The organism is Nocardia bovistercoris (genome assembly GCF_015674855.1).
Taxonomy (GTDB): Bacteria; Actinomycetota; Actinomycetes; order Mycobacteriales; family Mycobacteriaceae; genus Nocardia; species Nocardia bovistercoris.
The window spans coordinates 817231-842069 of record NZ_JADMLG010000002.1 but is presented as its reverse complement, the minus strand read 5'-3'; the positions used below and the strand labels follow the sequence as shown (position 1 = coordinate 842069).

Genomic DNA, 24839 nt, shown 5'->3' with positions numbered 1-24839 from the left:
CAGATGCCAACGTATATGAACACCGCGCCGCGCGTCATCCGTCCCCCGCGATCGGCGGGCAGTCGCGGCGCGGCGTCAGCGGGTCGGCGGCGCGATCCGCCAGTGCGCGCTCAGCGCGCCCGCGATCTCCGGCAACACCGTGATCGGAACTCGCTTGCGCCGCAGGATCTCCCGTATTTCATGCACCTGCTCGCGTTTGCGCAGGTCATAGGCGCCCGTAACAGGTCCGAGCACCGGCGGGATGGACAGCAGCACCAACTCGCCGTGCCGCTCGTCACCGCCGGACAGGTCGAGCGCCAGCGACCAGCGCGCGCGATCGTCGAGCGCGAACCGCCCCGCGACCACGCGCTCCCAGTCGATGCTGGCCTCCGACCACGGGGTACGCCGGTAGATCGCGCCGTCGGTGAGCACGACGGCGTCGCGCCCGAACAGCGCGACCAGCACCGCGACCCCCGCGACCGCACCGGCGAGCAGCCCGGTGACGATCCGGTTCATCCCGAAGCCCACCGTGACCGCGGCGCACACCGCGGCCGTGACCGCGACCCCGATCCCGCCGTACAGCGCCGCCCGCCCGACGGGCACCACACCCGCGCGCACCATGGTCATTACGCCTCCCGTGTATCGCGGACTCACCGTACCGCGTACCCGCGCGGACTCGATCAGGCCCGCAGCGCGACCGCGGCCTCCGCCGTGTAGACCAGGAATTGCAGGCTCTGCTGGAAGTACAGGTCGACGGTATCGGCATTGTGCGCGAGGTACCCGATGGACACGTCCTGCCCGATCTGCAGGTCGAAGTCGCCGCCACGGGTGGTGAGCACGAACGCGCCGTCGATGGCGGGCGCCCAGATGATCTCGCCGTCCGGGATCAACCGCTCGATATGGGTGCGGATCGGGTGTCCGTGATCGGAGGTCTCGCTGACCGCGGTGTAGAGATCGGCGCTGAGCAGCACCGAATACGGCCCGTCCACACCCGCGAGCCGCAGCGCCGACAGCGCCTGGGTGACGGCCTCCGGCACCAGCTTCGGATCGGAGGGCACCGTGATCGGCGCGTTCGACGAACTCGCCCGCACCCCGGTGATGCCCGCCGCCGCGTAGCCCTCGAAGATCGCCCGGTCCTCGGCGAAGGCGATCTTGCGCGCGGCGTCCTTGACCGCGTCCAGATCGGTGTCCTTCGCCCCGCGCTCCACATTGTCGAGTTCCTCGCGCGACAGCGAGAACGGCACCCGCAGTTCCACCAGCGGCGCGACCGCGCGCTGCCTGGCCTGCACGCCCTGGTCGGGCGCGGCGATGGGCTCGGTGCGGCCGAGGCCGACGGCGGAGTAATCGGTGCCGTGCGGCCCCGAGAGATCGACCACACGACGGCCCGCGATATGCCGCTTGAAGGTGCGGGTCGCCTCCTCCTCGATCGCCGCCCAGGCTTCCTCGGTGATCGGAGCTAGCTCGCGATAGAGGTTGTTCATTGCCTACTCCTTTTCAGGGTGCCGATGCCGAGTGACCCGCTGCCGACCGGGTCGGGATCAACGCTGCCGACCGGGTCGGAGGAAACGCCACCGACCGGGTCCGCGGACGCGGCGTCCGTGACCGCCGCCGCGCTCGGCGCCTCGGGAAGGTCGTCGAAGAAGTCGACGGGCGGTGTGAAGAACAGGGTGCCGGTGACCGCGATGGAGAAGTCGAGGATGCGGTCGTAGGCGGCGTCCTCGGTCCCCTCGAACATGCGCGAGAGCATGGTCTCGGTCACGCTCGGTGTGGCCGCGTACGCGATGTAGTAGGTGCCGTACTCGCTGTCGCGCACACTGCCGAACGGCATGTTGGCGCGCACGATCCGGCGTTCGTCGCCGTCCGCGTCCACGACGGTGTTCACCGCGACGTGGGAGTCGGCGGGCTTGTCTTCGTCGGAGAGTTCGTAATCGTCGAGTTTGGTGCGGCCGATGACCTTTTCCTGCTCCTCGACCGACAGCGCCCGCCACCGTGCCATCGTGTGCAGGTACTTCTGCACGATGACATAACTCCCGCCCGCGAATTCCGGGTCCTCGTCGCCGATGAGCGCCGCCGACGCCGCCGCCGCGCCCTCCGGATTCTCGGTGCCGTCGACGAAGCCGAGCAGGTCGCGCTGCTCGAAGTACCGGAAGCCGACGGTCTGGTCGACGATCGTCACCGCGCCCGCGAGCCGGTCGCCGATGGTCATCGCCAATTCGAAACAGATGTCCTGGAATTCGGACTTGATGTGGAACAGCAGATCACCGGGCGTCGACGGTGCCCGATGGTGCGCGCCGACGAATTCGGGCAGCACGTGCAGTTCGGCCGGGCGAGGTCCGCCGAACAGCCGATCCCAGGCCGCGCTGCCGATCGAGGTGTTGCACACGAGTCCGGCGCCTGGCATCCGGAATCCGACCGAACGCCGCAGGCCGGGAAGATCGGCGAGCAGGTCGCGCACCGTCTGCTCCCCACCCTCGTCGATGGTGGCGACGAGGAAGATCGCGGCGGGCGTGAGCGGTTCGAGGATCGGCTGCGGCTCACCCATGATCGACAGCCTAGAGGTTGTCCGGCGCGCCGAGCGCACGCCGCCGCGTGTCGATGTCGGGGCGGCGGGCCCGGCGCGATTCGGGCTATTTCGCGACGGTCAGCAGAAATGCCACGTCATCGATGGCTTTCACGCTGTGGCGCGCCTTGGGGACGACGAGTAGGTCACCCGCCGAACCCTTCCATTCGTTGGTGCCGCTGATCAGGGTCAGTGTGCCGCTGATCACCAGCAGCGTCGCATCGCCTGCGTTGTCGTGTTCGGCCAGACTCTGCCCGGCCGACAGGCCGACGACGGTCTGTCGGAGCGCGTGCGCGTGTCCGCCGAACAAAGTTTGGGAACTGCGTCCGCTCGTGGCGGTCGCGGCCAATTTCAGCTGTTGCCGAGCGACCGCGGTCAGCGATTTCTTGTCCATTGATCGCCTTTCGGATCACATCCGCCGGTGCGGGGCTGGGTCACCGGCCGATATGCGTCGAGTATGCCCGACCGGCGTTGGTCGCGGACCCGTTTGCGCGGGCCTGCCCCGTCGGGGGCGTGTCAGCGGGTGTAACGCAGGATGCGGAATTTCGGCCCGGTGCGCGAGGCGGTCCAGTCCTGTTCGGTCTCGGCCCGCCAGCGCGCGTCGATGGCCGGTGCGTACGAGTCGCCGTCGACCGCGACATCGATCTCGGTGACCCGCAACTCGGTTGCTGATTCCATAGCGGCACTGTAGATTTCGCCGCCGCCGGTGATCCACACCGGATCCGTGCCGGTGCGCTCCAGCGCCTCGGCGAGCGACCCGGCGCGTTCGGCGCCCTCGGCCGCCCACGTCCGGTCCCGGGTCACCACGATATTGCGCCGACCCGCCAGCGGACGGAATCGCGGATGCAGCGAATCCCAGGTCCGCCTGCCCATGATCACCGGATGGCCCATCGTCACCGATTTGAAATAGGCCATATCCTCGGGCACCCGCCACGGAATGGTATTCCGGTGTCCGATCACGCCCCCGTGCGCCTGCGCCCAGATGATTCCGACGAATTTCACACGGCCACCGGCGCTTTGATCGCGGGGTGATGCCGGTAATCGACCACCTCGATATCGTCGTAGCCGTACTCGAAAAGACTCGGGGCCCGGCGCAGATTCAGCTTCGGGAACGGGTACGGTGCGCGGCCGAGTTGTTCGGCCACCTGATCGACGTGATTGTCGTAGATATGGCAGTCGCCGCCGGTCCACACGAAATCGCCGGGCTCGAGATCGACCTGCTGGGCGACCATGGCGGTGAGCAGCGCGTAACTCGCGATATTGAACGGCACGCCGAGGAACAGGTCGGCGCTGCGTTGATACAGCTGGCAGGACAGCTTTCCGTCGGCCACGTAGAACTGGAAGAACGCGTGACAAGGCGCGAGCGCCATCTTGTCCAGGTCGGCCACATTCCACGCCGAGACCAGCATCCGCCGCGAATCCGGATCGGTGCGCAGGGTGTGCATGACCTGGGCGATCTGGTCGATGTGCGCGCCGTCGGGCGTCGGCCACGACCGCCACTGGACTCCGTACACCGGACCGAGTTCGCCGTCGGCGTCGGCCCATTCGTCCCAGATGGTGACGCCGTGGTCGCGCAGCCACTTCACGTTGGAATCGCCGCGCAGGAACCACAGCAGTTCGTAGGCGACCGATTTCAGGTGCACCCGTTTGGTGGTGACCAGCGGGAAACCCGAGGACAGGTCGTAGCGCAGCTGATGGCCGAATACGCTGCGCGTCCCGGTGCCCGTGCGGTCCGCTTTCGCGGTACCGGACTCCGTGACGAGTCGAAGCAGATCCTCGTACTGCGTATCGGTCGCGATATCGGTGGTCGTCACGTTTGCAGCTTACGATGCCGTCGGATGTGTCTGCCAGGGGGACTGTTTCCGCAGTTCAGAAGGTTCACGCGAGGTGCGGGGCCTGCGGGTGGACCGCCGGTTCGAGCGTGGCAAGCTGGGGCGATGCGCAAGCTCTACATCGTCGGCATCGGCGCGGGCGACCCCGATCACGTGACGATGCAGGCGGTCAAGGCCATACGGCAGGTCGATGTCTTTTTCGTCATCGGCAAAGGCGCGGAGAAGCGGGAACTGCTCGACGTGCGCACCGCCGTTCTCGACGAACACATGAACCACCCCTTCGAGGTGGTCGAGATCGCCGATCCGCCGCGTGACCGCGCGCCCGCCGACTACACCGGCACCATCCTGGACTGGCACGACCGCCGTTCGGCGCTGCTGGAATCCGCGTTCGCGCGAGTCGACGGTGTCGGCGGCATCCTGGTCTGGGGCGACCCTTCGCTCTACGACAGCACCCTGCGCATGATCGAGCGGGTGCTCGAACGCCGCATCGTCACCTTCGAATACGAGGTCATCCCCGGCATCACCAGCGCGCAGGCCCTCGCCGCGCGGCACCGCATGGTGTTGCACCGCATCGGCGAACCCGTGCACATAACCACCGGACGCAAGCTGCGCGAGTCGGGGCTCGGCGAATCGGCGCTGGTCATGCTGGACGGGGAATGCTCGTTCACGGAGGTGGGCGGCGATGACATCCACATCTGGTGGGGCGCCTACCTCGGGATGCCCGACGAGGTCCTGATCGAGGGGCCGCTGCGCGCGGTCGAGCGCCGGATCCTGTCCACTCGCGCCGAACTGCGCGCGGCGAAGGGCTGGATCATGGATATCTACCTGCTCCGACGCGGGTGAGGTGCGCGTTCGCCGAGCCGGTTGTCGGTGGTCGCGGGTAGCCTGACTCACGTGCCCGAGCTACCGGAAGTGGAGGCGTTGGCGCAGTTCCTCCGGGAACATGCGGTCGGCGCGGTGGTCGGGCGCGTCGATGTTGGGGCGTTGAGCGCGGTCAAGACCTTCGATCCGCCGGTCACGGCGCTGTCGGGGCGCGATGTCACCGGCGCGGGCCGCTGGGGCAAATTCCTGGGGATGGATTGCGGTGGGCTGTGGCTGATCACGCATCTGTCGCGCGGCGGCTGGCTGCGCTGGATCGACGAGCCGAGTCCGACGCCGCCGCGTCCGGGCGGTAAGAGCCCGCTGGCGCTGCGCGTGCACTTCTTCACACCGGAAGGCGCCACACCGGCCTTCGACCTCACCGAGGCGGGCACCAAGAAACGCCTCGCCGTCTATATCGTGGCAGATCCGCGGGCCGTGCCCGGTATCGCCAGGCTCGGCCCGGACGCGCTCGAGGTCACCGAGGAGCAGTTCGCCGAACTCCTGCGCGGCGTCTCCCAGCGCGTCAAGACCGCCATCGTCGACCAGAGTCTGCTCGCCGGCGTCGGCAACGCGTACTCCGACGAGATCCTGCACGCGGCGAAGATCTCGCCGTTCGCCAATACCGCCACCATGCCCGCGGCGAAGGTGGCCGAACTGTACGAGGCCATGCGCATGATCCTCACCGACGCGGTCACCAGGTCGGTCGGCCAGGACGCGGCGCGGCTCAAGGGCGAGAAGCGTTCCGGGATGCGCGTGCACGCGCGCACCGGTCTGCCGTGCCCGGTCTGCGGCGACACGGTCCGCGAGGTCTCCTACGCCGAGCGGTCCTTCCAGTACTGCGCCGCGTGCCAGACCGGCGGCAAGGTGTTGGCCGACCGCCGGATGTCACGACTGCTGAAATAGCCGGTCAGGCCGCGCTCGGCACCCCGATGGGTTGCCAGGCCAGTCGCGCGGCCTGGTCCGGGTCGTTCTCCAGCCGGGTCGGGCTGTCGATGACGAGGGTGGTCCTCCGCGCCTCGGTGTAGGCGGGCCAGGACGGCAAAGGTGTTCCGGTGCGGGCGAATTCGATCCAGTTGTCCTGGAACTGCCTGGTCACCGCAGCCAGTCCGCGTCGCCCGCCCGCCGCGGTCATGGCACGGCCGAGCGGTGTGTCGCCCGCGCCGAAGACCGGGATGAGGTCGGTGGCGTGCGTGGCGCCGACGCCGGCGAGATGCAGTGCGCGCGGGGCGAAATCGTAGCGGTAGGCGTAGGTGGGAGCGTGCTTGCTGTGGCCCTCCATGGCGGTGATCGACGGCCGCCAGAACACGAAGTCGCCGCCCGCGCGGATCGCCGTGCGCGGTTCAGGGAAGCCGGGGTAGGCGTCGATGACGCGGCCAGTGGCCTCCTCGCCGAATTCGGCCAGCGCGGCCCGTAGTCGTTCGGGACGGGTGGGCAGCTGGTCGAGGAATCGCGCGAACAGCGCGCCTTCGTTGCGACAGGTGCCGATGATCAGCGGAACCCGTTGCGCGGTCCCCGAGGTGAGTGCCTCGAGCGGGGACACGGGCAGATAGTCGCCGTCGATCACGGGGGCCGCGGGGAACACGCCGGGGCGTTCGCGGAGCACGCGATTGAGCACGCGGCTCACCGCGCGGCCGATGTCGTTGGCCGAGGCGTCCGACAGTGCCCGTACGGCGTCGTCGGTGTCCGCGTCGAGCGCTTCGACACAGCGGCGGGCGAAGGCGCGGGCGTCGTCGGCGGGCATACCCCAGTCGGCGGGCGGACTCTGCGCGATCGCCCGGTGGAACAGGCCGCGCGCGGCGGGCGCGGTCATCAGCGACAGCACCGCGTGCGCGCCCGCGGACTCGCCGAAGACGGTCACATTGCCCGGGTCGCCGCCGAAGGCCGCGATGTTCTCGCGCACCCAACGCAGCGCGGCCACCTGATCGCGCAGGCCCAGATTGGAGTCGATCGGGCGGTCGGGGGTGCCGAATTCGCTGAAGTCCACGTAACCGAAGGCGCCGAGACGGTAGTTCAGCGACACCACGACGACATCACCGCGGATCGCGAGGCGGGCGCCGGAATACAGCCCGAGCGCCGAGGTGCCCATCACATAGCCGCCGCCGTGCACGAACACCAGCACCGGGCGCGGTGTCGAGGAGGGTTGCGCGGACGCGGTGACATTGAGTGTCAGGCAGTCCTCGCTCATCGGCTGGAACTGTGTCGGCCCGATCCGCGCGCCGCCGCGATGTTGCACCGAAGCGAATCGGAAGGCCGTGGCCTCCCTGACCCCGGTCCAGGGACGCACCGGCTGGGGAGCGCGAAAGCGCAGGTCGCCGACGGGTGCGGCGGCATAGGGGAGGGATCGCCAGCGCAGCACGCGGCGGCCTCGGCGACCGCGGACAACTCCGTCGGCGGTCGGAACATCGATCGTTGCCACCATCAATCAATGGTACTTATCCGCGCCGCGCCTCCAACAGACGTAACCAGAATTCACTGACAGTCGGATAGGCGGGCACCGCGTGCCACAGCGTCTCCAGCGACAGCCCGGCCACGACGGCGACGGTCGCGGCATGCAGTTGTTCGCCGACATCGGGACCGACGAAGGTCGCGCCGAGCAGGATGTCGGAGGCGGTGTCGATCACCAGCGCCGCGCGCCCCGCGTAGTCGTCGCGGGCCAGTGCCGAACCGGCCACCGCGATATCGAGTTCGACTGTGTCGACCGGGTATCCGGCCTTGCGCGCCGCCGCCGCGGTGAGCCCGACCGAGGCGACTTCGGGATCGGTGAAGATCACCTGCGGCACCTTCGCGTGATCGGCGGAGGCGGCGAATCGCGGACCGTCCAGCGGCCGGTCCTCCGCGCGCGCCGCGATCACGTCGCCGCAGACCCGCGCCTGGTACTTGCCCATGTGGGTGAGCGCGACACGGTGATTCACATCACCCACCGCGTAGAGCCAATCACCCTCGACGCCACGCACCGTGAGCTGGTCGTCGACCTCGACATAGCCGGGCGGCAGACCCACCGAATCCAGGCCGAGTTCCTCGGTGGCGGGCGCACGTCCGGCGGCGACCACGATCTCGTCGGCTTCGAGCGTGCCAGGCTTGGCGCCCCGCACCTCGATCGTCACCGGACCGCCGTGGACGCGTCCCTCACCGGTGTCGGCGACCTCCGGCCTGTGCACCGCAGCGGGCTCACATCCGAACAGGATCGGCACACCCGCCGCGGTCAGTCCCTCGGCGACCCGATCGCGCGCGAAGGGTTCCGAGGCGGCCAACAGCGCCGGTCCGCGCACCAGCATGGTGACCTCGGCGCCGAGCGAGCGCAGCCAGGTCGCGGCCTCGCAGGCCACAACACCGCCGCCGACGATCACCACCCGCGCCGGCACCTCGTGCAGATTCGTCGCGTCGCGCGAGATCCACGGCCGCGCCGCGCGCAAACCCGGCACGTCGGGGATCGCGGCGCGGGTGCCGGTGGCGAGCACGACGGCGTGGCGGGCGCGCAGCGTGCGGCCGCCGACCTCGACCAGGCGTTCACCCGCGAGACGGCCGCGCCCTCGGATCACCTCGATGCGATTGTCGCGTGCCCACTCGACCTGCGAACTGTCGTCGTGATCGTGGACGAACCCATCGCGGCGACGCAGCACCGCTTCGACATCGAGGCCGTGCGCGGTGACCCCCGGCATATTCTTCGCCGCGGCGAGCACGTGCCCTGGCCGCAGCAGCGCCTTGCTCGGCATACAGGCCCAATACGAGCATTCGCCGCCGACGAGTTCCTGTTCGATGATGGCCGCGGTGCGCGTGCTGTTCGCGATGGCGTAGTCGGCGGCGTTCTCGCCCGCCGGACCACCGCCGATCACGATCACGTCGTATTCGGCGGCGGGTGTCGTCACTGGAGATAGCCCTCGACCTGGCGCGGCGAACTGACCTGCGCGTCGTCGGGGGATTCGCCCGCGCCGATGCGGGCCCGCCGCCTGCGCAGCAGATCCCAGCACTGATCGAGCATGACCTCCAACTCGGCCAGTCGTTGGCGTTCGGTGACGGGATCCACCTCACCGGAGGTCGCCTTGGACCGTAGGGCGTGCTCGTCGTCGACCAATTGCTTGATGCGTGCCAGGATGTCCTGTTCGGTCATGCGGACCATGCTACGACCGCGCGGTCCCGGAGTCGGCGTGATCCTGCTCGGCCAGGCATCGGGCCGCCAACGGCATCGCGACCGCCAGATCGGACCGATCCAATGCGGTGTAGCCGAGGGTGATGCCGAAGGTGTGCGGGCGGTGGCCGGGGACGTCGAGGTGGTGGCGGGCCAGTCCGTCCAGCGCGACACCGGCGACGCGGCCCGCCGCTATCGCGCGCGCTTCGGTCTCGGCGTTCGGCAGCGGGACCACCACGTGGGAGCCCGCGTCGTCACCGAGTACCGCGAGTCCGCTCGCGCGCAGCGTGCGCACGGCCAGTTCCCGGCGTGGCGGCAGGATGCGGCGGAGCCTGCGCAGGTGCCGCGACAGGTCGCCGGTGCGCGCGAGTTCGGTCACCACCCGCTGCCCGGCGGGCCCAGGGCCGGTTCCGGTGCGATCTCGGTGCGCGAGAACGGCTTCGGCGATCCACGGCGCGGCGACCAGCCAGCCGACGCCGAGTGCGGGCGTGAGGATCTTGCTCGTGGTGCCGAGATGGACCACCACATCGGGCGCCATGGCGGCCAACAACGGCAACGGCGCGGTGTCGTAACGCAATTCGCCGTCATAGTCGTCTTCGAAGATCGGAATGCCCGCTTCCCTGGCGAATTCGATCAGCCGCACCCGGCGTTCGGCCTGCATTCGCGAACCGATCGGATACTGGTGCGCCGGAGTGCAATACACCGCGGCGATATCGCGCGGCAGCAGATCGACCCGCAGCCCGTCGGCGTCCACCGGGATGGGCCGCACCGCGATGCCCGCCGCGCGAAAAGCGCCCGCGGCCCGCTGATAGCCCGGATCCTCGATCGCGACCGCGTCACCGGGCCGCATCAGCGCGGCCGCGAGTTCGCCTACCGCGGAACTGGTTCCGGCGGTCGCGAGGACCGTGGTTGTGCTGCTCGCGGCCAGTCCGCGGTGGCGCAGCAGATGTTCGGCGACGGCGGCGCGGAACTCCCGGTCGCCCGCGCGATCCTTGCGCACCAGCGGCGCGGAATCGGCGGCCGCCCGCCAAGCGCGTCGCCACGCGGGGCGGTCGATGGCCTCGACGCACGGCGCGCCCGGCAGCAGGTCGTAAAGCCCAGAGTATTCGTCGACGCCGTGCCGAGCCGGCAGCGGCGCGGGGACGGTGGCGGGCGCGGTGGTGAGGTAGGTGCCGGAGCCGCGGCGGCCCGCGATCCAGCCCTCGGCGTGCAGTTGATCGTAAGCGGCGGTGATCACCGTGCGGCTCACGCCGAGCCGCAGCGCGAGGGCCCGGGTGGCGGGCAGGCGGTCGCGGGCGCGCAGCATCCCCGTGGCCGCGGCCGCGCGCAGGCCGTCGGCGACTTGCACCGACAGCGGGACGGCGAGGTCGCGATCGAGGGCGAGCGGAAGATCGTCGAGCACGGCACCCGCTCCTCACCTGGCGAAAGTGGACTGTACGAATTCACTCGAATTGGCTCTTCGATAATGCCACTTCATGGCCGAAGCTGAGAATATGACCACGAGCCACCGCCCGCCACTGTCGCCGACCCCCAGGTCGACGCTGAACCGCAGCAAGGAACGCGGCCGCGCCGACCGCGCCGAACTCGACGCGGTCCTCGACGCGGGCCTGATCTGCCATCTCGGCGTGCTGCTCGGCGGCACCCCGGTCGTCATCCCCACCGTGTACGGCCGCGACGGCGACACCCTCTACCTGCACGGATCCACCGGCGCGGGCAACCTGCGCGCCGCAGTCACCAGCGACATCTCGGTCGCGGTCACCCACGTCGACGGCCTCGTCTACGCCCGCTCCGCCATGCATTTCTCGATGAACTTCCGCTCCGCGGTGATACGCGGCCGCGCCATCGAGATCACCGACCCCGACCACCGCCTACACGGCCTCCGGGTCGTCGTCGAACACTCCGCCCCCGGCGCATGGACCAGGGTCCGCGCACCGGACAAGAAGGAAATGGCCGCGACCATGGTCCTCGCCCTCGACCTCACCGAAGCCTCCGTGAAAATCCGCACGGGCGGCCCGAAAGACGACCCCGCCGACATCGAAACCGGCGGCACATGGGCGGGCGTCCTCCCCCTACGCCAGGTATGGGACACCCCCATCCCCTCCGAGGACCTCGAACCCGGAATCGAAACCCCCACCGACGTACTCACCCGCGCCGCAACGGTGATCGCCACCCATTAACCGACAACGTGCCAAAAGGCCGACAACCATTGGGCACGAGTCGATTACGCGGAGTGCCGATCCAGGTACTCCGAGACCGCCCGGCGGATCAGCTCACTGGGAGGTGCTGCTTCTCGCTCGGCCTGAGCGACCAAGCGTTCCCGCAATGCATCGGGAAGCCGTACCGAGTGTCCCGGCGTATTCCCCTTTCGCACCCCGGCGGGACGCCCTTTTCGCAGGACGGTCGTACCTATCTCTATCGGGCCGACAATCTCGGTATCTCGCACAGGATTGGCCGCGTAGTCTTCGGCCAAGCGCTCGTAGTCGGCGACGCTCGGCCGCTTACGGTCAGAGCCTTCGGGAGTCCCGCGTCTGTTTGTACTCATGACCAGCTCTCCTTTCCGGGCCGCTGGTAGGCAAGATCTCCGAACTCGAACAATTCTTCGAGCTGAAGCTGTCTGATCATCTGAGGTCGTAGCATCATCGCATGGAAGACCACCCATTCGGCTGGGTCGACCAAGTCTGCGATCACCTCTATCGGCGGTTCGTCCTGGTCGAAGTTGCCGATGAAGGGGTACGGCAAGGTCTCTGGTAGGCGTTGGGTCAATCGCGTGCGCAGCATCGGGTATGACACCACGGCCCGAATCTCGTCGTCGGATATACCGTGCTTTCTCGCGGATTCGACGATGGTGATTCGCGCCAAGAAAGTGTATTACATTTTTTGGACGTAGTCGATCTCCCGTTGAGCCGGGACTCCGGGTCACCAGAAGTGGGTCGGGAGGCTCAGGAGCGCCGTTGCCGATTTCAGGTGTTTGTGCAGTTCATAGGGCGTGGGGAAGTGGGTGTGGTCCAGGGCGGTTAGGGCGAGGGTGTGCAGGGATCCGGTGGTGCAGAGGTAGGCGGACAGGCGGGTGCGGGGGAGGGTTGTCAGGCCGGGGTGGATGGCTCGGGCGGCTACGCCGGTGCAGTGGTGTGGGCCGAGGTTGTTCAGGGTGAGTGGGAGCTGGCCGATATTGGAACACAGGATGTCTCGTTCGCCCGCGCCCGCCGAGAGGGTCGCGGCCAAGCGGTCCGGGATGACCTGGAGGATTTCCTCGGGGAGTCCCGCCGGGCTTGTCATGCGGTATTCGTATGCGGCGCGCGACTTTTCGCGGATCGTGGCAGGGGTATCGGTGCGGGTGAGGGTCACCGAGGTCACGGCGAGGTCATTGTTCACGCGGGGTTCGGCGCGGGTGTCGACCGGGAGGCTGGCTTCGATCCTAGGCTCGGGAAAGCCTGCGTCCCACAGTATTCGTGCGATCGTCCAGATGAACAGGCTGTTCGGGGTGCTGCCGTGTTCCTGCGCGGTCAGGTTCCATGCGTCGACTGGAATTTGCACTACCGCAGCATGATTAGTGATCTTACGTGCCGATGAATGCTCCCGGGTTGATGGTCCGGAGCGCTGCGATGAAGGCTTCGAAGCGGATTGGTTCATAGGTCGGGGTGCAGTCGCACGCGGAGACGTGTCGGAAAGCTTGCGCAAGATCTTGTCGGGAAGGCCGTGCGGAATCCCGTCGAGCGCCGCGCGTGCGGTACCGCCGAGGACGGTGGTCCATTGTCGACGTGCGTCGGCCCAGTCGGAGGTGGGCCGCAGGTGGTCGGCGCGGACGCGACTCCGGTCACCGTTCGCGGCGACGCGGAGGGCGTCGTCGACCGCGATCGCCAGAGCCCGCCCGTCCGCGAGTACGTGCGAACAGGTAAGGGACACAACCGAACCGCCGTCATCGAGCGGGACCGCCGCGAGTCGCCAGCCCGGCCCGAACTCGGGGTCGAGGTCGTCGCCGGTGGTCTCGGCCCAGTCGAGCAACCCGGACACCGGGATCACCTGATCGCCGTATTCCAGCGGATGCGCGCGAGTGCTGGACTGCCAGCGTCGGCGCGCGCCGGGCACCGAGGGACGAACCACCCTGCGCCCGAGCGGCCCTGCCCGCAGCGCCGCGTGCACGGCTTCGAGCAGATCCCGGTCCACTCGATCGGCGGTACGCCACAGCCCTTGCAGCGCGATCGGAATGCCGTAACCACGATGGGTGCGCAGGAAGATCTCATCGACGACCGTGAGTCGATCGGACGTGTTCGGTCGGGGCTCGGTCTCGTTCGTGCCGTTCGGTTGGTGCGCGGATTCGTTCGTGGTGCTCGGTTTCCGCCGAGACTCACTTACCCGACTCGGGTGCCGTTCGTACCCGTGCACGGCGCTCAACTCCCGTGGCGGCCCGCACCCGCCGCGAAACGGGCCGCGCCGTCGGCGAGCGCCGCCATCCCGTGCCGCAGTTCGTTTGCCAGAGCGGCGGATTCGTCCATGTCGTGCTGTTGGAGCACCGACATGCGGTCGCTGCGCAGACAGGTCTGCGGCAGGGTCGCGAGTTGCGCGGCGAGTTCCTCGGCGGCACGACGCGCGTCTCCGGTCGGCACCACGCGGTCGACCAGCCCGATCCGCGATGCCTCCGGCGCGCCGACCGCGCGACCGGTGAGTATCAGATCCATGGCCCGACCGTGCCCGATGATCCTCGGCAACCGAACGGTGCCGCCGTCGATGAGCGGCACACCCCAGCGCCGACAGAAGACCCCGAATGTGCTGTCCTGTTCGGCAACTCGCAAATCACACCACAGCGCCAGTTCGAGCCCGCCCGCCACCGCGTAACCCGCGACAGCGGCGATCACCGGTTTGCTCAATGTCATCCTGGTCGGCCCCATCGGACCGTCGCCGTCCTCGGTCACCCGGTTCGACCGCTCGGTCCCGAGCGCTTTGAGATCGGCCCCCGCGCAGAAAGTGCCGCCTTCGCCCCAGAGCACCGCCACCGACGCATCCGGATCGGCGTCGAAGGCGCGGAAGGCATCGGCGAGCGCCGCGGCGGTCGGACCGTCGACGGCGTTGCGCGCTTCGGGTCGGTGCAGGATCACGGTGGTGACCGCACCGGATCGCTCGACTCGCACGGACATGCTCACTCCTAGTCTCCGCTCGGCGTTCACCCCGCCGACCTGTGATCATCCACTGCCGCACTGCCGCACTGCCGCACTGCCGCACTGCCGCACTGCCGCACTGCCGCACTGCCGCACTGCCGCACTGCCGCACTGGACCGCGCCGCCGCATCGTCGCACCTCAGCCGTGCCGTACCTCGCAGCGTTCGACCCGACCTTACGCCGTAACGCCCCTTGCGTGAAGAAATGAATCGTGATTCACTTCTTGCATGGTCTACCGGAGGACACCGGCCGTACAAGCCCGCCTCGACGCCCAAGCCGCGCAACTGGTGCACGCGGCCACCGCGGTGCTGTCGCGCCACGGCTTCGCCGGTCTGTCCATGGCGGCCGTCGCGCAGGAGGCCGGCGTCGCCACCGGCACCGTCTACAAGCACTACGTCGGCAAGGCGGACCTGGTCACCGCGGTCTTCCGCACGGTGGTGGCGCGCGAGGTCGCCGCGGTGTCGGCGGCCGTGGCGACGGGCGGCGCGGTCGAGCGGGTCGTCGCCGCCGTGGAGACCTTCGCGGGCCGTGCGCTGAAGAATCCGAAACTCGCCTACGTCCTGCTCGCCGAACCCGTCGACGCCGCGGTCGACGCGGAACGCCTGCGCTTCCGGGTCGCCTTCGCCGAATCCTTCGAAGCGGCCGTGTCGCACGGCGTCGCAGGCGGCGAACTGCCCGCCCAGGATCCGCGCACCACCGCGGCGGCGCTGGTCGGCGCCATCGGCGAGGTGCTCGTCGGCCCGCTCGTCACCGCGCCGCACGGCGAATCCGTTATCCCCGAACTCATCTCGTTCGCCCTGCGCGCCCTCGGCGGGCGCGAGGACGCACGGAATCCAGGAGCTCCCGATGTCGACGCATGACGTGTTCAACCAGGTCCCCGATATCGTCCCGTTCGACTTCTCCCGCAACCCGGCCATGATCGAGGGCCTGCACCGGGAAGGCGCAGGCTGGGCCGAGCCCGAAGTGCGTGCCCTCGGCGCGCTGGCGGGTGCGGCGCGCGCGCAGGACTGGGGCCGTCTCGCCAACGAGTACCCACCGGTCTTGCGCACCCATGACCGCTACGGCAGCCGCGTGGACGAGGTCGAATTCCACCCGTACTGGCATGAACTGATGCGCGTCGCGGTCGCGAACGGTCTGCACGGCGCGCCGTGGACGGACGAGCGCCCCGGCGCGCACACCGCACGCGCCGCAAAATTCGCCACATGGGGCTTCGCCGACGCGGGCCACATGTGCCCGATCTCCATGACCTACGCGGTGATTCCCGCTCTGCGCCACAATCCGGATCTCGCGGCCGCCTACGAACCCCTGCTGGCGAGCCGGTCCTACGATTTCGGCCTGCGCGAACCGTCCACCAAATCCGGTCTCATCGCGGGCATGTCGATGACGGAGAAGCAGGGCGGCTCCGACGTGCGGGCCAACACCACCCGCGCCACCCCGCGGTCCGACGGCAGCTACCGCGTCGTCGGGCACAAATGGTTCACCTCCGCACCCATGTCGGACCTGTTTCTGACCCTCGCGCAGGCGCCGGGCGGCCTGTCCTGTTTCCTGCTGCCCCGCGTACTGCCCGACGGCGCCCGCAACCCGATCCGCATCCAACGTCTCAAGGACAAACTCGGCAACAAGTCGAACGCCTCCTCGGAGATCGAATACGAGGACGCCACCGGTTGGTTGGTCGGCGCGGAAGGCGCGGGCGTCAAGACCATCATCGAAATGGTCAACATGACCCGCCTCGACTGCGTCATCGGCTCCACCACCGGCATGCGCGCGGGCGCGGTGCTCGCCACCCATCACGCGCGCCATCGAGAAGCCTTCGGCGCCAAGCTGATCGACCAGCCCGCCATGCGTAATGTGCTGGCCGACTTGATCATCGAATCCGACGCCGCGACCACGGTGATGATGCGTCTCGCGGGCGCCACCGACCGCGCGGGCGCCGACCCGGCCGAGGCCGCCCTGCGTCGAATCGCGTTGGCGGTCACCAAATACTGGGTGTGCAAACGCGCACCCGCCCACGCCGCCGAAGCGCTGGAATGCTTCGGCGGCAACGGCTACGCCGAAGAATCCGGCATGCCGCGCCTGTACCGCGAGGCCCCGCTCATGTCCATCTGGGAAGGCTCGGGCAACGTCGCCGCACTCGACGCACTGCGCGCCATGGGCCGCCAACCCGAAACGGTGGAAGCCTATTTCGATGAGGTCGGCCGCGCGAAAGGCGGGAACCCGCGCCTGGACGACGCCATCGCGAAACTAGGTAAGGAACTAGCCGACCTCGCAGACATCGAATACCGCGCCCGACGCGTAGTCGAACTGATGGCCCTCGTCCTACAAGGCGCACAACTGGTCCGCCACGGACACCCCGCGATAGCGGACGCCTTCTGCGCCACCAGACTCGGCGACGACTGGGGCATAGCCTTCGGCACCCTACCCACCGGCGTGCACACCGCCCCCATCCTGCAACGCGCTTTCGTAGCCTGATCGCGGATCGCGAGGATATGTCATCGTGTCGCCGTCGAGCAGGGGTTTCTGAGGCCCGAGATGCTGGCGAGGTCGCAGATTCCGCTGGTGAGGATTCCGAAGGGGGTGCTTGCGAGGAGGACGAGCAGGCCGATGATGTCGCCGTGTTGGGCGTACCAGACCGCTGTGCCTGCGGCTGTTGATCCGGAGTCCAGGGCTGACGAGCCGGTTCCGTCGGCGATCGGGGATGGGGTCGCGGGTTCGGCTGTCGCGGCTGCGGCGGCGCCGATGAGGGTGGCGGCTGCGATCGTGGCGGCGGTCAGGCGGAGGGGTGTACGCATCGTTGCGCTCCTCTAGTTGTGAATCAGTATTAACATAATAGGCGCGATCGTCTCGTTGTGTTGGATATGTGAACGTCTCTCTATGCCATATAGGCGGATTCGGCCTTGCGGGCTGAGGGTCGCATCTGTTCGGGCCGGTCCATCTGGTGCCGACTGCTGGAACAGCCATCAACATATGCGGTCATCGCGCGGTGTGCGGAAGGGAATTCCGCGACCGCTTCGGCGCGTGCGACACGAGCGCGGCGCCTGCGCGGGGTGATCATGGACGGATGAGAGAGCCTCGGCGAACCACCGGTCGCGTCCACGCTCAGCACAACCTGCTCAGCGTGGGATGCGCGCTGCTCATCTTCTACGGCATACCGCTGAACTGGAATGCCGACGATTCGACGGCGAGCAGGGTCGTCGGACTGATCCTGTTCCTGGTCGGCGTCGGCGGTCTGATCTGGCTGACCTGGCGACGGCTCGGCCGCCTGATGGCGAATCCGGCGGCGACCGGCGGGCGGGTGGACGGCGTCCTACTGCTGCTCTGCGTGGTCGCGATGTTCTTCGCGATCTACTACTACCGTCTCGCGGTCAGCTATCCGGATCAGTTCGACGGGCTGGTCACCCGCACCGACGCCCTCTACTACACCGTGGTCACCCTCGGCACCGTGGGTTACGGCGACATCCACGCGACCGGTCAGGCCGCGCGGATCGCCACCATGGTCCAGATCGTGTTCGACCTGATCGTCATCGGCACCTTGCTCGCCATCGTCAGCAGTGGCGTCACCCGCAGGCTGGAGGCCGCCGCGGGCGAGGGTCGCGCTGTCAACGGTGCGCGCGATACCAGCGAATGAGCGCGTCGGTGGACGAATCGTCTTGCGGCGCGGGCTCCTCGGCCGAGGTCAGCAGCGGTTCCAAGGCCAGCGCCTGCTGTTTGCCGAGTTCGACGCCCCACTGGTCGAAACAGTCGATACCCCAGATCGCGCCCTCCACGAACACCTGGTGTTCGTAGAGCGCGATGAGCTGGCCGACCACCGAGGGGGTGAGCAGCGGCGCCAGGATCGTGGTGCTGGGGCGGTTGCCAGGCATCACCTTGTGCGGCACCACCGCCGGGTGGGTGCCCTCGGCCGCGATCTCCTCGGCGGTCTTGCCGAACGCGAGCACCTTGGTCTGGGCGAACAGGTTGCTCATCAGGATGTCGTGCATGCTGCCGCTGCCGTCGATGGTCGCGAGATCGTCGGTGGGGCGGGCGAATCCGAGGAAGTCGGCGGGGATCAACCGGGTGCCCTGGTGCAGCAGCTGGTAGAAGGCGTGCTGGCCGTTGGTGCCTGGCTCGCCCCAGAAGATCTCGCCGGTCGAGGTGGTGACGGGAGTGCCGTCGGCGCGCACCGATTTGCCGTTGGACTCCATGGTGAGCTGCTGCAGATACGCCGGGAAGCGCGCCAGATCATTCGAATACGGCAGTACCGCACGGGATTCCGCGCCGAAGAAGTTCGAGTACCAGACGCCGAGCAGAGCGAGCAGCACCGGCGCGTTCGATTCCAACGGCGCCGTGGCGAAATGGGTGTCGACGGCGTGCATTCCGGCGAGGAATTCCGCGAAGCGTTCCCGGCCGATGGTGACCATCACCGAAAGGCCGATCGCGGAATCCACCGAGTAGCGTCCGCCGACCCAGTCCCAGAAGCCGAACATGTTCGCGGTGTCGATGCCGAAGCCCGCCACCCGTTCGGCGTTGGTGGAGACCGCGACGAAATGCTTTGCCACCGCGTCCTCGCCGAGCGCGGCCACCAGCCAGCGCCGGGCGGCGGTGGCGTTGGTGAGCGTCTCCAGGGTCGAGAAGGTCTTGGAGGCGATGATGAACAGCGTGGTCGCCGGGTCGAGGCCGTCGAGTTTCGCGACCAGGTCGGCCGGGTCGACATTGGAGACGAAACGCGCGGCGATTCCGGCGTCGGCGTAGTGGCGCAGTGCCTGATGCACCATCACCGGACCGAGATCCGATCCGCCGATCCCGATATTGACCACCGTCGTGATGCGCTCACCGGTGGCCCCGCGCCACGCGCCCGAGCGCACGGCGTCGCTGAATTCGCCCATCCGGCGCAGCACCTCGTGCACCTCGACACTCGCTTCGGCGCCGTCGATCACCATGGACTCGCTCTCGGGCAGCCGCAGCGCGACATGGCCGACCGCGCGGTCCTCGGAGGTGTTGATGTGCGCGCCCGCGAACATCGCGTCCCGGTGTTCGGCGACACCGGCGGTGCGCGCCAATTCGACCAGCAGGCCGAGGGTTTCCCGCGTGACGCGGTGCTTGCTGTAGTCGATGTGCAGATCGCCGACGGAAAGCGTCAACTCACCGCCGCGCGACGGGTCGGCGGCGAAGATCTCCCTGAGGTGCAGGCGGGAGACATCGCCGAAGTGCTCGTGCAGTTTTCGCCATGCCGCCGTCGCGGTGATGTCGCTGCTCACGTCCGCCGAGATTACAAGGGCATCGCCGCGCCCGCACGGGCGACACCACCCCGAAGCGCGGGCAGATCGGTTTAGTTTCCCCATTCTCATAGCGCCGACCTGCGCGAACCGCGACAGATGCGGTCTCGAGCACACGGAAACGTGGTTCTCCCCCCGGCAGCGTCGGATTAGGCTGACCGCATGGCGTCCGAAAGCGAAATCCTGCAATCCGTACCAACCGCGCTGTGGATCGGCGGCCCGGTCGAGGCGACCGGAGGCGCCACCTTCCCGGTGCACGATCCGGCGACCGGGGAGGTGTTGACGCGGGTCGCCGACGCTTCGCCGGAGGACGCGATGCGCGCGCTGGACGCGGCCGTCGCGGCCCAGGAGAGTTGGGCCGCGACGCCCGCACGCGAGCGCGGCGAGATCCTGCGCGCCGTCTTCGAAAGCATCACCGCGCGCGCCGAGGAGTTCGCGCTGTTGATGACCCTGGAAATGGGCAAGGCACTGCCCGAGAGCCGCAACGAGGTGCGCTACGGCGCCGAATTCTTCCGCTGGTTCAGCGAGGAGGCGGTGCGCGTGCACGGCCGCTACCTGCACGCGCCGTCCGGCACCGGCCGCATCGTCGTGCACAAACAGCCCGTCGGACCGTGTCTGGCCATCACACCGTGGAATTTCCCGCTGGCGATGGGCACCCGCAAGATCGGTCCCGCGCTCGCCGCGGGGTGCACGATGATCGTGAAACCGGCGTCCGAGACCCCGCTGACCATGCTGTTGCTCGCCGAACTGTGCAGTCGGGCGGGCCTACCCGACGGGGTGCTCTCGGTGATCACGACCTCGCGTTCCGGCGCCGTCACCGGCCCGCTGATCGACGATCCTCGACTGCGCAAGCTCACCTTCACCGGATCCACGGAGGTCGGCAAGCGACTCGTCGCGTCCTCGGCGAACCGCCTGCTTCGCACGTCCATGGAACTCGGCGGCAACGCGCCGTTCGTGGTCTTCGACGACGCCGACGTCGATGCGGCGGTGCAGGGCGCGATGCTGGCGAAACTGCGCAACGGCGGCGAGGCGTGCACCGCGGCCAACCGCTTCCACGTGCAGCGCGGGGTGCTCGAGGAGTTCACTGCGAAACTGGTGACGGCGATGAGCGATTCGGTCACCCTCGGCCCCGGCACCGATCCGTCGACCACGCTCGGCCCGCTCATCAACGAGGACCAGCTGAACACCGTGTCGGAACTGGTGGAGGATGCCGTCTCCGCGGGCGCGACGGTGCGGCTCGGCGGCAAGGCGCCCGGCGGCCCCGGCTGGTTCTATCCGGCGACGATCCTTTCCGATGTGCCGCCGAACGCGCGCATCCGCACCGAGGAGGTGTTCGGCCCGGTGGCGCCGGTGATCGGCTTCGACACCGAGGAGGAGGGCCTCGCCGCCGCCAACGACACCCGCTACGGCCTGGTCAGCTACGTCTACACCCGCGATCTGGACCGGGCGCTGCGCGTCGCCGAAGGACTCGAATCCGGCATGGTCGGCGTCAACCGCGGGGTGATATCCGATCCGGCCGCGCCGTTCGGCGGCGTCAAGGAGTCGGGTTTCGGGCGTGAGGGCGGCAGCGAGGGGATCGAGGAGTACCTCTCGACCAAATACATCGCCCTGACCTGAGCGGGACACCGAAGACGACGGCCGCCCCGCGGGGTGTGAACACCACGGGGCGGCCGGTGGAAAGCGGTGGTCGCGAGATCACCGCGAAGACTGTCGGCGGGGCGTCGCCGGAAGTTCAGTGACCGAGGCGCCCGCGACCGAGGCGCAGCAGCAGCATGGCGAGGGTGTGACCTTCCTGACCGAGCTCGCTGAAACGCTCGAGTACCTTCATTTCCCGGCTGTGCACCAGACGCGGGCCGCCGGAGGCCATGCGGGTCCGGCCGATCATGCGCGAGATCTCGGTACGACGCTTGATCGCGGCGAGGATCTCGGCATCGAGCTGGTCGATCTCCTTGCGAAGGGTGTCGATCTCCGCCTCGGTCTGCGGCAGAGCCGCATCGGAACCGGTGGTCGTCGCAGGGGTGCTCATCATTCATCTCCTCGTGTCAGAACTTGGATCGGGAAGCGAGGCACGCTCGTTACCGTCCGTTCTTTCACCGTGAAACAGACCTGGTGGGGCTCTTCCATGGTCCCCCAGAGAAGTGCGCTCAGCTGCGGGATCGCGATCTACGGTATCCGGCGGATAGCCGAATCCGACATATCGCGGCAGCGCTGATCATGACGTCAGTCTGCCACGGGCCCGAAGGTCTGCAAAACGATTGATTTTATGAATTACCTGAGAAGCGCGCCGTGATATGCGCCCGACCTCGCTGCACGCGCAGTTCACCGGGTGTTTGCCGCCGGGCTCGGCGGGTGGTGACCGTCATCGCCTGCTTCAACTCTGTCGGTGGGCGCCGGTAGCGTGGACGGACAATGGACATCACGGTGGCTCCCCAGACGCAGGCCGGTCGGGACCGGCGCACGGACGCATCCACGAAACCGCAGGTCGATCCGGGTGGTAGCGGGTCGGGCGAGGTTCCTGGCGCGTCCGCGTCGCCGTCGTTGCTCGAACAGGCCCAGCGTCGGGCCGACGATCAGCAGCGCCGCCGTCTCGAACACGAACAGCGGCGCGCCGAGGAGTCCGAACGTCTGCTGGAAGGGCTCAACCCCCAGCAGCGCGCGGCCGTCACGCACGCGGGCGCCCCGCTGCTGATCGTCGCGGGCGCGGGCTCCGGCAAGACAGCCGTGCTCACGCGGCGCATCGCGTATCTGCTCGCCGCGCGCGGCGTCACACCGGGGCAGATCCTGGCCATCACCTTCACCAACAAGGCCGCCGCCGAGATGCGGGAACGGGTCACCGGGCTCGTCGGTCCGCGCGCGAACAGCATGTGGGTGTCCACGTTCCACTCCAGCTGCGTGCGCATCCTGCGAATGCAGGCCGCGCTGCTGCCCGGAATGAATTCGAATTTCTCGATCTACGACGCCGACGATTCGCGGCGTTTGCTCACCATGATCAGCCGCGACCTGGACATCGACACCAAGAAATATCCCGCGCGCCTGCTCGCCACCGCGATATCCAATCTGAAGAACGAACTCGTCGGTCCCGAGCAGGCCGCCGCCGACGCCGAAACCGACGACACCGAACTGCCCGTGCTGGTCGCCCGCGTCTACACCGAGTACCAGCGCAGGTTGCGCGGGGCGAACGCCTTCGACTTCGACGACCTGATCGGCGAGACGGTGGCGCTGCTGCAACGGCATCCCCAGGTCGCCGAGTACTACCGCCGCCGGTTCCGCCACGTGCTCGTCGACGAATACCAGGACACCAATCACGCCCAGTACATCCTGGTCAGGGAACTGGTCGGGCATCACGCGGCGCCGCGGGAGGCCGACGACGCCGCCGAGGGCGCGGCCGCGGCCGATCCCGAATTCGCCGAGGCCGAGCGGGCCGACGCGGTGGCGCCGAGCGAACTGTGCGTGGTCGGCGACGCGGACCAATCGATCTACGCCTTCCGCGGCGCCACCATCCGCAATATCGAGGAATTCGAGCGCGACTTCCCCGACGCCGAGACCATCCTGCTCGAACAGAACTACCGCTCCACCCAGCACATCCTGTCCGCGGCCAATGCCGTCATCTCCCGCAACGAAGGCAGGCGCGACAAACGGCTGTGGACGGATTCGGGGGAGGGTGAACTGATCGTCGGTTACGTCGCCGACAACGAACACGACGAGGCGTCCTTCGTGGCGAAGGAGATCGACAAGCTGGTCGATCACGGCGAGGCGAACTACGCCGATGTCGCGGTCTTCTACCGCACCAACAACAATTCCCGCGCGCTGGAAGAGATCTTCATCCGCATGGGACTGCCGTACAAGGTGGTCGGCGGCGTGCGGTTCTACGAGCGCAAGGAGGTCCGCGATATCGTCGCCTACCTGCGCGTGCTGGAGAATCCCGACGACGCGGTCAGCCTGCGCCGCATCCTGAACACCCCGCGCCGCGGCATCGGCGACCGCGCCGAGGCCTGCGTCGCGGTGCACGCCGAACAGCGCGATATCGGTTTCGCCGCCGCGTTGCGCGACGCGGCCGACGGCAAGGTGGCCCTGCTCAACACCAGGGCGCAGCGGGCCATCGCCGGATTCCTCGACCTGCTCGAACAGATCAGGGCCGCGGGCGAGCGCGCCGACACCGCCTATCCCGACGTCGGCAATGTGGTCGAGGCGGTACTGGATCGCACCGGCTATCGCGCCGAACTCGAATCCTCCGACGACCCGCAAGACGGCGCGCGGCTGGACAACCTCAACGAATTGGTCAGCGTGGCGCGGGAATTCAGCTCAGAGGCGCACAACAACGCGGAGGCGGCCCGGGAGGAGGGCCTGGTGCCCGAGGCGGGCGAAGGCGAACCCGAACCGGGTTCGCTCGCGGCGTTCCTGGAACGGGTGTCACTGGTCGCCGACACCGATCAACTTCCCGACGAGGGTTCGGGCGTGGTCACCATGATGACTTTGCACACGGCGAAAGGGCTCGAGTTCCCGGTGGTCTTCGTGACCGGTTGGGAAGACGGCCAATTCCCGCATATGCGCGCCCTCGGCGATCCCACCGAACTGGCCGAGGAACGGCGCCTCGCCTACGTTGGCATCACCCGCGCTCGGCAGCGGCTGTATCTCACGCGCGCGGTGGTCAGGTCGGGGTGGGGGCAACCGGTCTCCAATCCGGAATCCCGTTTCCTCCAGGAGATTCCCGGACATCTCATGGACTGGCGCAGGCTGGAGCCCGCGAATTCGTCGGCGCCGCGCGGGATGCGGCGGCGCGGCGAGGACGAGGGACTCGAACGCGACTGGACCCGCGGCGACGGCTGGGCGCAACCGCAGCGACCCGGCGTCCAGGGTCGAGGGCCGCGCCGTCCCGCGCCCGGTGGCGCCACCCGCAACAACACCGATCTGGTGTTGGCGGTCGGCGACAGGGTCAGCGACGACAAGTACGGCCTCGGCCGGGTGATCGCCGCCGAAGGTTTCGGCCCGCTGGCCACGGTCACCATCGATTTCGGCACCGCGGGCAAGATCCGGCTCATCCCGCAATACAGCAGGACACTGGTGAAACTCTGAACT

25 protein-coding genes are annotated in these 24839 nt (G+C 68.4%); 8 read left to right on the top strand and 17 right to left on the bottom strand.

The window, feature by feature from the left end:
* Positions 1-75 precede the first annotated feature (75 nt).
* From IT779_RS07955 to IT779_RS07930, 6 genes are all read right to left on the bottom strand, one after another.
* Positions 76-606 (bottom strand): hypothetical protein, encoded by a 531-nt coding sequence (locus IT779_RS07955; protein WP_196148472.1) that lies wholly within the window; start codon positions 604-606, stop codon positions 76-78.
* 53 nt (positions 607-659) lie between these two features.
* Entirely contained in the window at positions 660-1460 is an 801-nt protein-coding gene (locus IT779_RS07950; protein ID WP_196148471.1) for a family 1 encapsulin nanocompartment shell protein, read from the bottom strand.
* Positions 1457-2521 carry a Dyp-type peroxidase gene (locus IT779_RS07945; protein WP_196148470.1) on the bottom strand — a complete coding sequence of 355 codons (1065 nt, stop codon included), beginning with the start codon at positions 2519-2521 and terminating at the stop codon, positions 1457-1459. The genes IT779_RS07950 and IT779_RS07945 overlap by 4 nt, the downstream gene beginning before the upstream one ends.
* A gap of 85 nt (positions 2522-2606) precedes the next feature.
* Entirely contained in the window at positions 2607-2933 is a 327-nt protein-coding gene (locus tag IT779_RS07940) for a cupin domain-containing protein (protein WP_196148469.1), read from the bottom strand.
* 122 nt (positions 2934-3055) lie between these two features.
* Complete coding sequence (locus IT779_RS07935) at positions 3056-3541, bottom strand: dihydrofolate reductase (protein WP_196148468.1); 486 nt, start codon at positions 3539-3541, stop codon at positions 3056-3058.
* Positions 3538-4338 carry a thymidylate synthase gene (locus IT779_RS07930; RefSeq protein ID WP_196148590.1) on the bottom strand — a complete coding sequence of 267 codons (801 nt, stop codon included), beginning with the start codon at positions 4336-4338 and terminating at the stop codon, positions 3538-3540. Before IT779_RS07930 ends, IT779_RS07935 begins: the two co-directional genes overlap by 4 nt.
* A 138-nt stretch (positions 4339-4476) precedes the next feature.
* Between IT779_RS07930 and cobF the strand changes: the two genes are divergently transcribed.
* The gene (cobF, locus tag IT779_RS07925) at positions 4477-5214 is read left to right on the top strand and encodes a precorrin-6A synthase (deacetylating) (protein WP_196148467.1); all 738 of its coding nucleotides are present in this window, start codon (positions 4477-4479) and stop codon (positions 5212-5214) included.
* Positions 5215-5265: 51 nt separating this feature from the next.
* Complete coding sequence (locus IT779_RS07920) at positions 5266-6135, top strand: Fpg/Nei family DNA glycosylase (RefSeq protein WP_196148466.1); 870 nt, start codon at positions 5266-5268, stop codon at positions 6133-6135.
* A gap of 4 nt (positions 6136-6139) precedes the next feature.
* On the opposite strand, the gene IT779_RS07915 is transcribed toward IT779_RS07920, so the two are convergent.
* From IT779_RS07915 to IT779_RS07900, 4 genes are read right to left on the bottom strand one after another with little or no spacing between them, the layout of a single operon-like run.
* Positions 6140-7651 carry a carboxylesterase/lipase family protein gene (locus IT779_RS07915; protein ID WP_196148465.1) on the bottom strand — a complete coding sequence of 504 codons (1512 nt, stop codon included), beginning with the start codon at positions 7649-7651 and terminating at the stop codon, positions 6140-6142.
* Between the two features lie 13 nt (positions 7652-7664).
* The gene (locus tag IT779_RS07910) at positions 7665-9098 is read right to left on the bottom strand and encodes a dihydrolipoyl dehydrogenase family protein (RefSeq protein ID WP_196148464.1); all 1434 of its coding nucleotides are present in this window, start codon (positions 9096-9098) and stop codon (positions 7665-7667) included.
* Complete coding sequence (locus IT779_RS07905; protein WP_196148463.1) at positions 9095-9340, bottom strand: DUF2630 family protein; 246 nt, start codon at positions 9338-9340, stop codon at positions 9095-9097. Before IT779_RS07905 ends, IT779_RS07910 begins: the two co-directional genes overlap by 4 nt.
* A gap of 10 nt (positions 9341-9350) precedes the next feature.
* Positions 9351-10760 carry an aminotransferase-like domain-containing protein gene (locus IT779_RS07900; RefSeq protein ID WP_196148462.1) on the bottom strand — a complete coding sequence of 470 codons (1410 nt, stop codon included), beginning with the start codon at positions 10758-10760 and terminating at the stop codon, positions 9351-9353.
* Positions 10761-10851: 91 nt separating this feature from the next.
* Here IT779_RS07900 and IT779_RS07895 point away from each other — a divergent pair, with 91 nt between their 5' ends.
* Positions 10852-11535, top strand: coding sequence for a pyridoxamine 5'-phosphate oxidase family protein (locus tag IT779_RS07895; RefSeq protein ID WP_196148589.1), 684 nt, complete (start codon positions 10852-10854; stop codon positions 11533-11535).
* 44 nt (positions 11536-11579) lie between these two features.
* On the opposite strand, the gene IT779_RS39040 is transcribed toward IT779_RS07895, so the two are convergent.
* Genes IT779_RS39040 through IT779_RS07880 form a run of 4 tightly spaced genes read right to left on the bottom strand, consistent with a single transcriptional unit; the run spans position 11580 to position 14496 of the window.
* Positions 11580-11900: a CopG family ribbon-helix-helix protein gene (locus tag IT779_RS39040; protein WP_408637730.1), complete on the bottom strand. Its 321-nt coding sequence runs from the start codon at positions 11898-11900 to the stop codon at positions 11580-11582.
* The gene (locus IT779_RS07890) at positions 11897-12217 is read right to left on the bottom strand and encodes a hypothetical protein (RefSeq protein WP_196148461.1); all 321 of its coding nucleotides are present in this window, start codon (positions 12215-12217) and stop codon (positions 11897-11899) included. The genes IT779_RS39040 and IT779_RS07890 overlap by 4 nt, the downstream gene beginning before the upstream one ends.
* Positions 12218-12274: 57 nt before the next feature.
* Positions 12275-13741 carry a condensation domain-containing protein gene (locus tag IT779_RS07885; protein WP_196148460.1) on the bottom strand — a complete coding sequence of 489 codons (1467 nt, stop codon included), beginning with the start codon at positions 13739-13741 and terminating at the stop codon, positions 12275-12277.
* A 5-nt stretch (positions 13742-13746) separates the two neighbouring features.
* Complete coding sequence (locus IT779_RS07880; RefSeq protein ID WP_332838703.1) at positions 13747-14496, bottom strand: crotonase/enoyl-CoA hydratase family protein; 750 nt, start codon at positions 14494-14496, stop codon at positions 13747-13749.
* A 242-nt stretch (positions 14497-14738) separates the two neighbouring features.
* On the opposite strand from IT779_RS07880, the gene IT779_RS07875 reads away from it, so the two are divergent.
* Entirely contained in the window at positions 14739-15371 is a 633-nt protein-coding gene (locus tag IT779_RS07875) for a TetR/AcrR family transcriptional regulator (protein ID WP_196148458.1), read from the top strand.
* Complete coding sequence (locus IT779_RS07870) at positions 15358-16980, top strand: acyl-CoA dehydrogenase family protein (protein WP_196148457.1); 1623 nt, start codon at positions 15358-15360, stop codon at positions 16978-16980. Before IT779_RS07875 ends, IT779_RS07870 begins: the two co-directional genes overlap by 14 nt.
* A 20-nt stretch (positions 16981-17000) precedes the next feature.
* On the opposite strand, the gene IT779_RS07865 is transcribed toward IT779_RS07870, so the two are convergent.
* On the bottom strand, positions 17001-17300 hold the full coding sequence (locus IT779_RS07865; RefSeq protein WP_196148456.1) for a hypothetical protein: 300 nt from the start codon (positions 17298-17300) through the stop codon (positions 17001-17003).
* 269 nt (positions 17301-17569) lie between these two features.
* On the opposite strand from IT779_RS07865, the gene IT779_RS07860 reads away from it, so the two are divergent.
* A complete protein-coding gene (locus IT779_RS07860) occupies positions 17570-18136 on the top strand; it encodes a potassium channel family protein (RefSeq protein ID WP_196148455.1) in 567 nt (188 codons plus the stop codon).
* Here the strand turns inward: IT779_RS07860 and pgi are convergent.
* A complete protein-coding gene (pgi, locus tag IT779_RS07855; protein ID WP_196148454.1) occupies positions 18108-19745 on the bottom strand; it encodes a glucose-6-phosphate isomerase in 1638 nt (545 codons plus the stop codon). The genes IT779_RS07860 and pgi overlap by 29 nt on opposite strands.
* A 180-nt stretch (positions 19746-19925) precedes the next feature.
* Here pgi and IT779_RS07850 point away from each other — a divergent pair, with 180 nt between their 5' ends.
* Positions 19926-21380, top strand: coding sequence for an NAD-dependent succinate-semialdehyde dehydrogenase (locus IT779_RS07850; RefSeq protein WP_196148453.1), 1455 nt, complete (start codon positions 19926-19928; stop codon positions 21378-21380).
* Between the two features lie 115 nt (positions 21381-21495).
* Here IT779_RS07850 and IT779_RS07845 read toward each other — a convergent pair whose 3' ends face one another.
* Positions 21496-21789: a chorismate mutase gene (locus IT779_RS07845; protein ID WP_196148452.1), complete on the bottom strand. Its 294-nt coding sequence runs from the start codon at positions 21787-21789 to the stop codon at positions 21496-21498.
* A 383-nt stretch (positions 21790-22172) separates the two neighbouring features.
* Here IT779_RS07845 and pcrA point away from each other — a divergent pair, with 383 nt between their 5' ends.
* Positions 22173-24836 (top strand): DNA helicase PcrA, encoded by a 2664-nt coding sequence (gene pcrA / locus IT779_RS07840; protein ID WP_196148451.1) that lies wholly within the window; start codon positions 22173-22175, stop codon positions 24834-24836.
* Positions 24837-24839 lie beyond the last annotated feature (3 nt).

Bases quoted from the DNA above. Each gene is read 5' to 3' on its own strand.
- cobF (WP_196148467.1), top strand. From the start codon at position 4,477: ATGCGCAAGCTCTACATCGTCGGCATCGGCGCGGGCGACCCCGATCAC.
- IT779_RS07865 (WP_196148456.1), bottom strand. From the start codon at position 17,300: ATGCGTACACCCCTCCGCCTGACCGCCGCCACGATCGCAGCCGCCACC.
- IT779_RS39040 (WP_408637730.1), bottom strand. From the start codon at position 11,900: ATGAGTACAAACAGACGCGGGACTCCCGAAGGCTCTGACCGTAAGCGG.
- IT779_RS07950 (WP_196148471.1), bottom strand. From the start codon at position 1,460: ATGAACAACCTCTATCGCGAGCTAGCTCCGATCACCGAGGAAGCCTGG.
- IT779_RS07875 (WP_196148458.1), top strand. From the start codon at position 14,739: ATGGTCTACCGGAGGACACCGGCCGTACAAGCCCGCCTCGACGCCCAA.
- IT779_RS07915 (WP_196148465.1), bottom strand. From the start codon at position 7,651: ATGGTGGCAACGATCGATGTTCCGACCGCCGACGGAGTTGTCCGCGGT.
- IT779_RS07895 (WP_196148589.1), top strand. From the start codon at position 10,852: ATGACCACGAGCCACCGCCCGCCACTGTCGCCGACCCCCAGGTCGACG.
- IT779_RS07845 (WP_196148452.1), bottom strand. From the start codon at position 21,789: ATGAGCACCCCTGCGACGACCACCGGTTCCGATGCGGCTCTGCCGCAG.
- IT779_RS07870 (WP_196148457.1), top strand. From the start codon at position 15,358: ATGTCGACGCATGACGTGTTCAACCAGGTCCCCGATATCGTCCCGTTC.
- IT779_RS07955 (WP_196148472.1), bottom strand. From the start codon at position 606: ATGACCATGGTGCGCGCGGGTGTGGTGCCCGTCGGGCGGGCGGCGCTG.
- IT779_RS07860 (WP_196148455.1), top strand. From the start codon at position 17,570: ATGAGAGAGCCTCGGCGAACCACCGGTCGCGTCCACGCTCAGCACAAC.
- IT779_RS07940 (WP_196148469.1), bottom strand. From the start codon at position 2,933: ATGGACAAGAAATCGCTGACCGCGGTCGCTCGGCAACAGCTGAAATTG.
- IT779_RS07905 (WP_196148463.1), bottom strand. From the start codon at position 9,340: ATGACCGAACAGGACATCCTGGCACGCATCAAGCAATTGGTCGACGAC.
- pcrA (WP_196148451.1), top strand. From the start codon at position 22,173: ATGGACATCACGGTGGCTCCCCAGACGCAGGCCGGTCGGGACCGGCGC.
- IT779_RS07945 (WP_196148470.1), bottom strand. From the start codon at position 2,521: ATGGGTGAGCCGCAGCCGATCCTCGAACCGCTCACGCCCGCCGCGATC.
- IT779_RS07850 (WP_196148453.1), top strand. From the start codon at position 19,926: ATGGCGTCCGAAAGCGAAATCCTGCAATCCGTACCAACCGCGCTGTGG.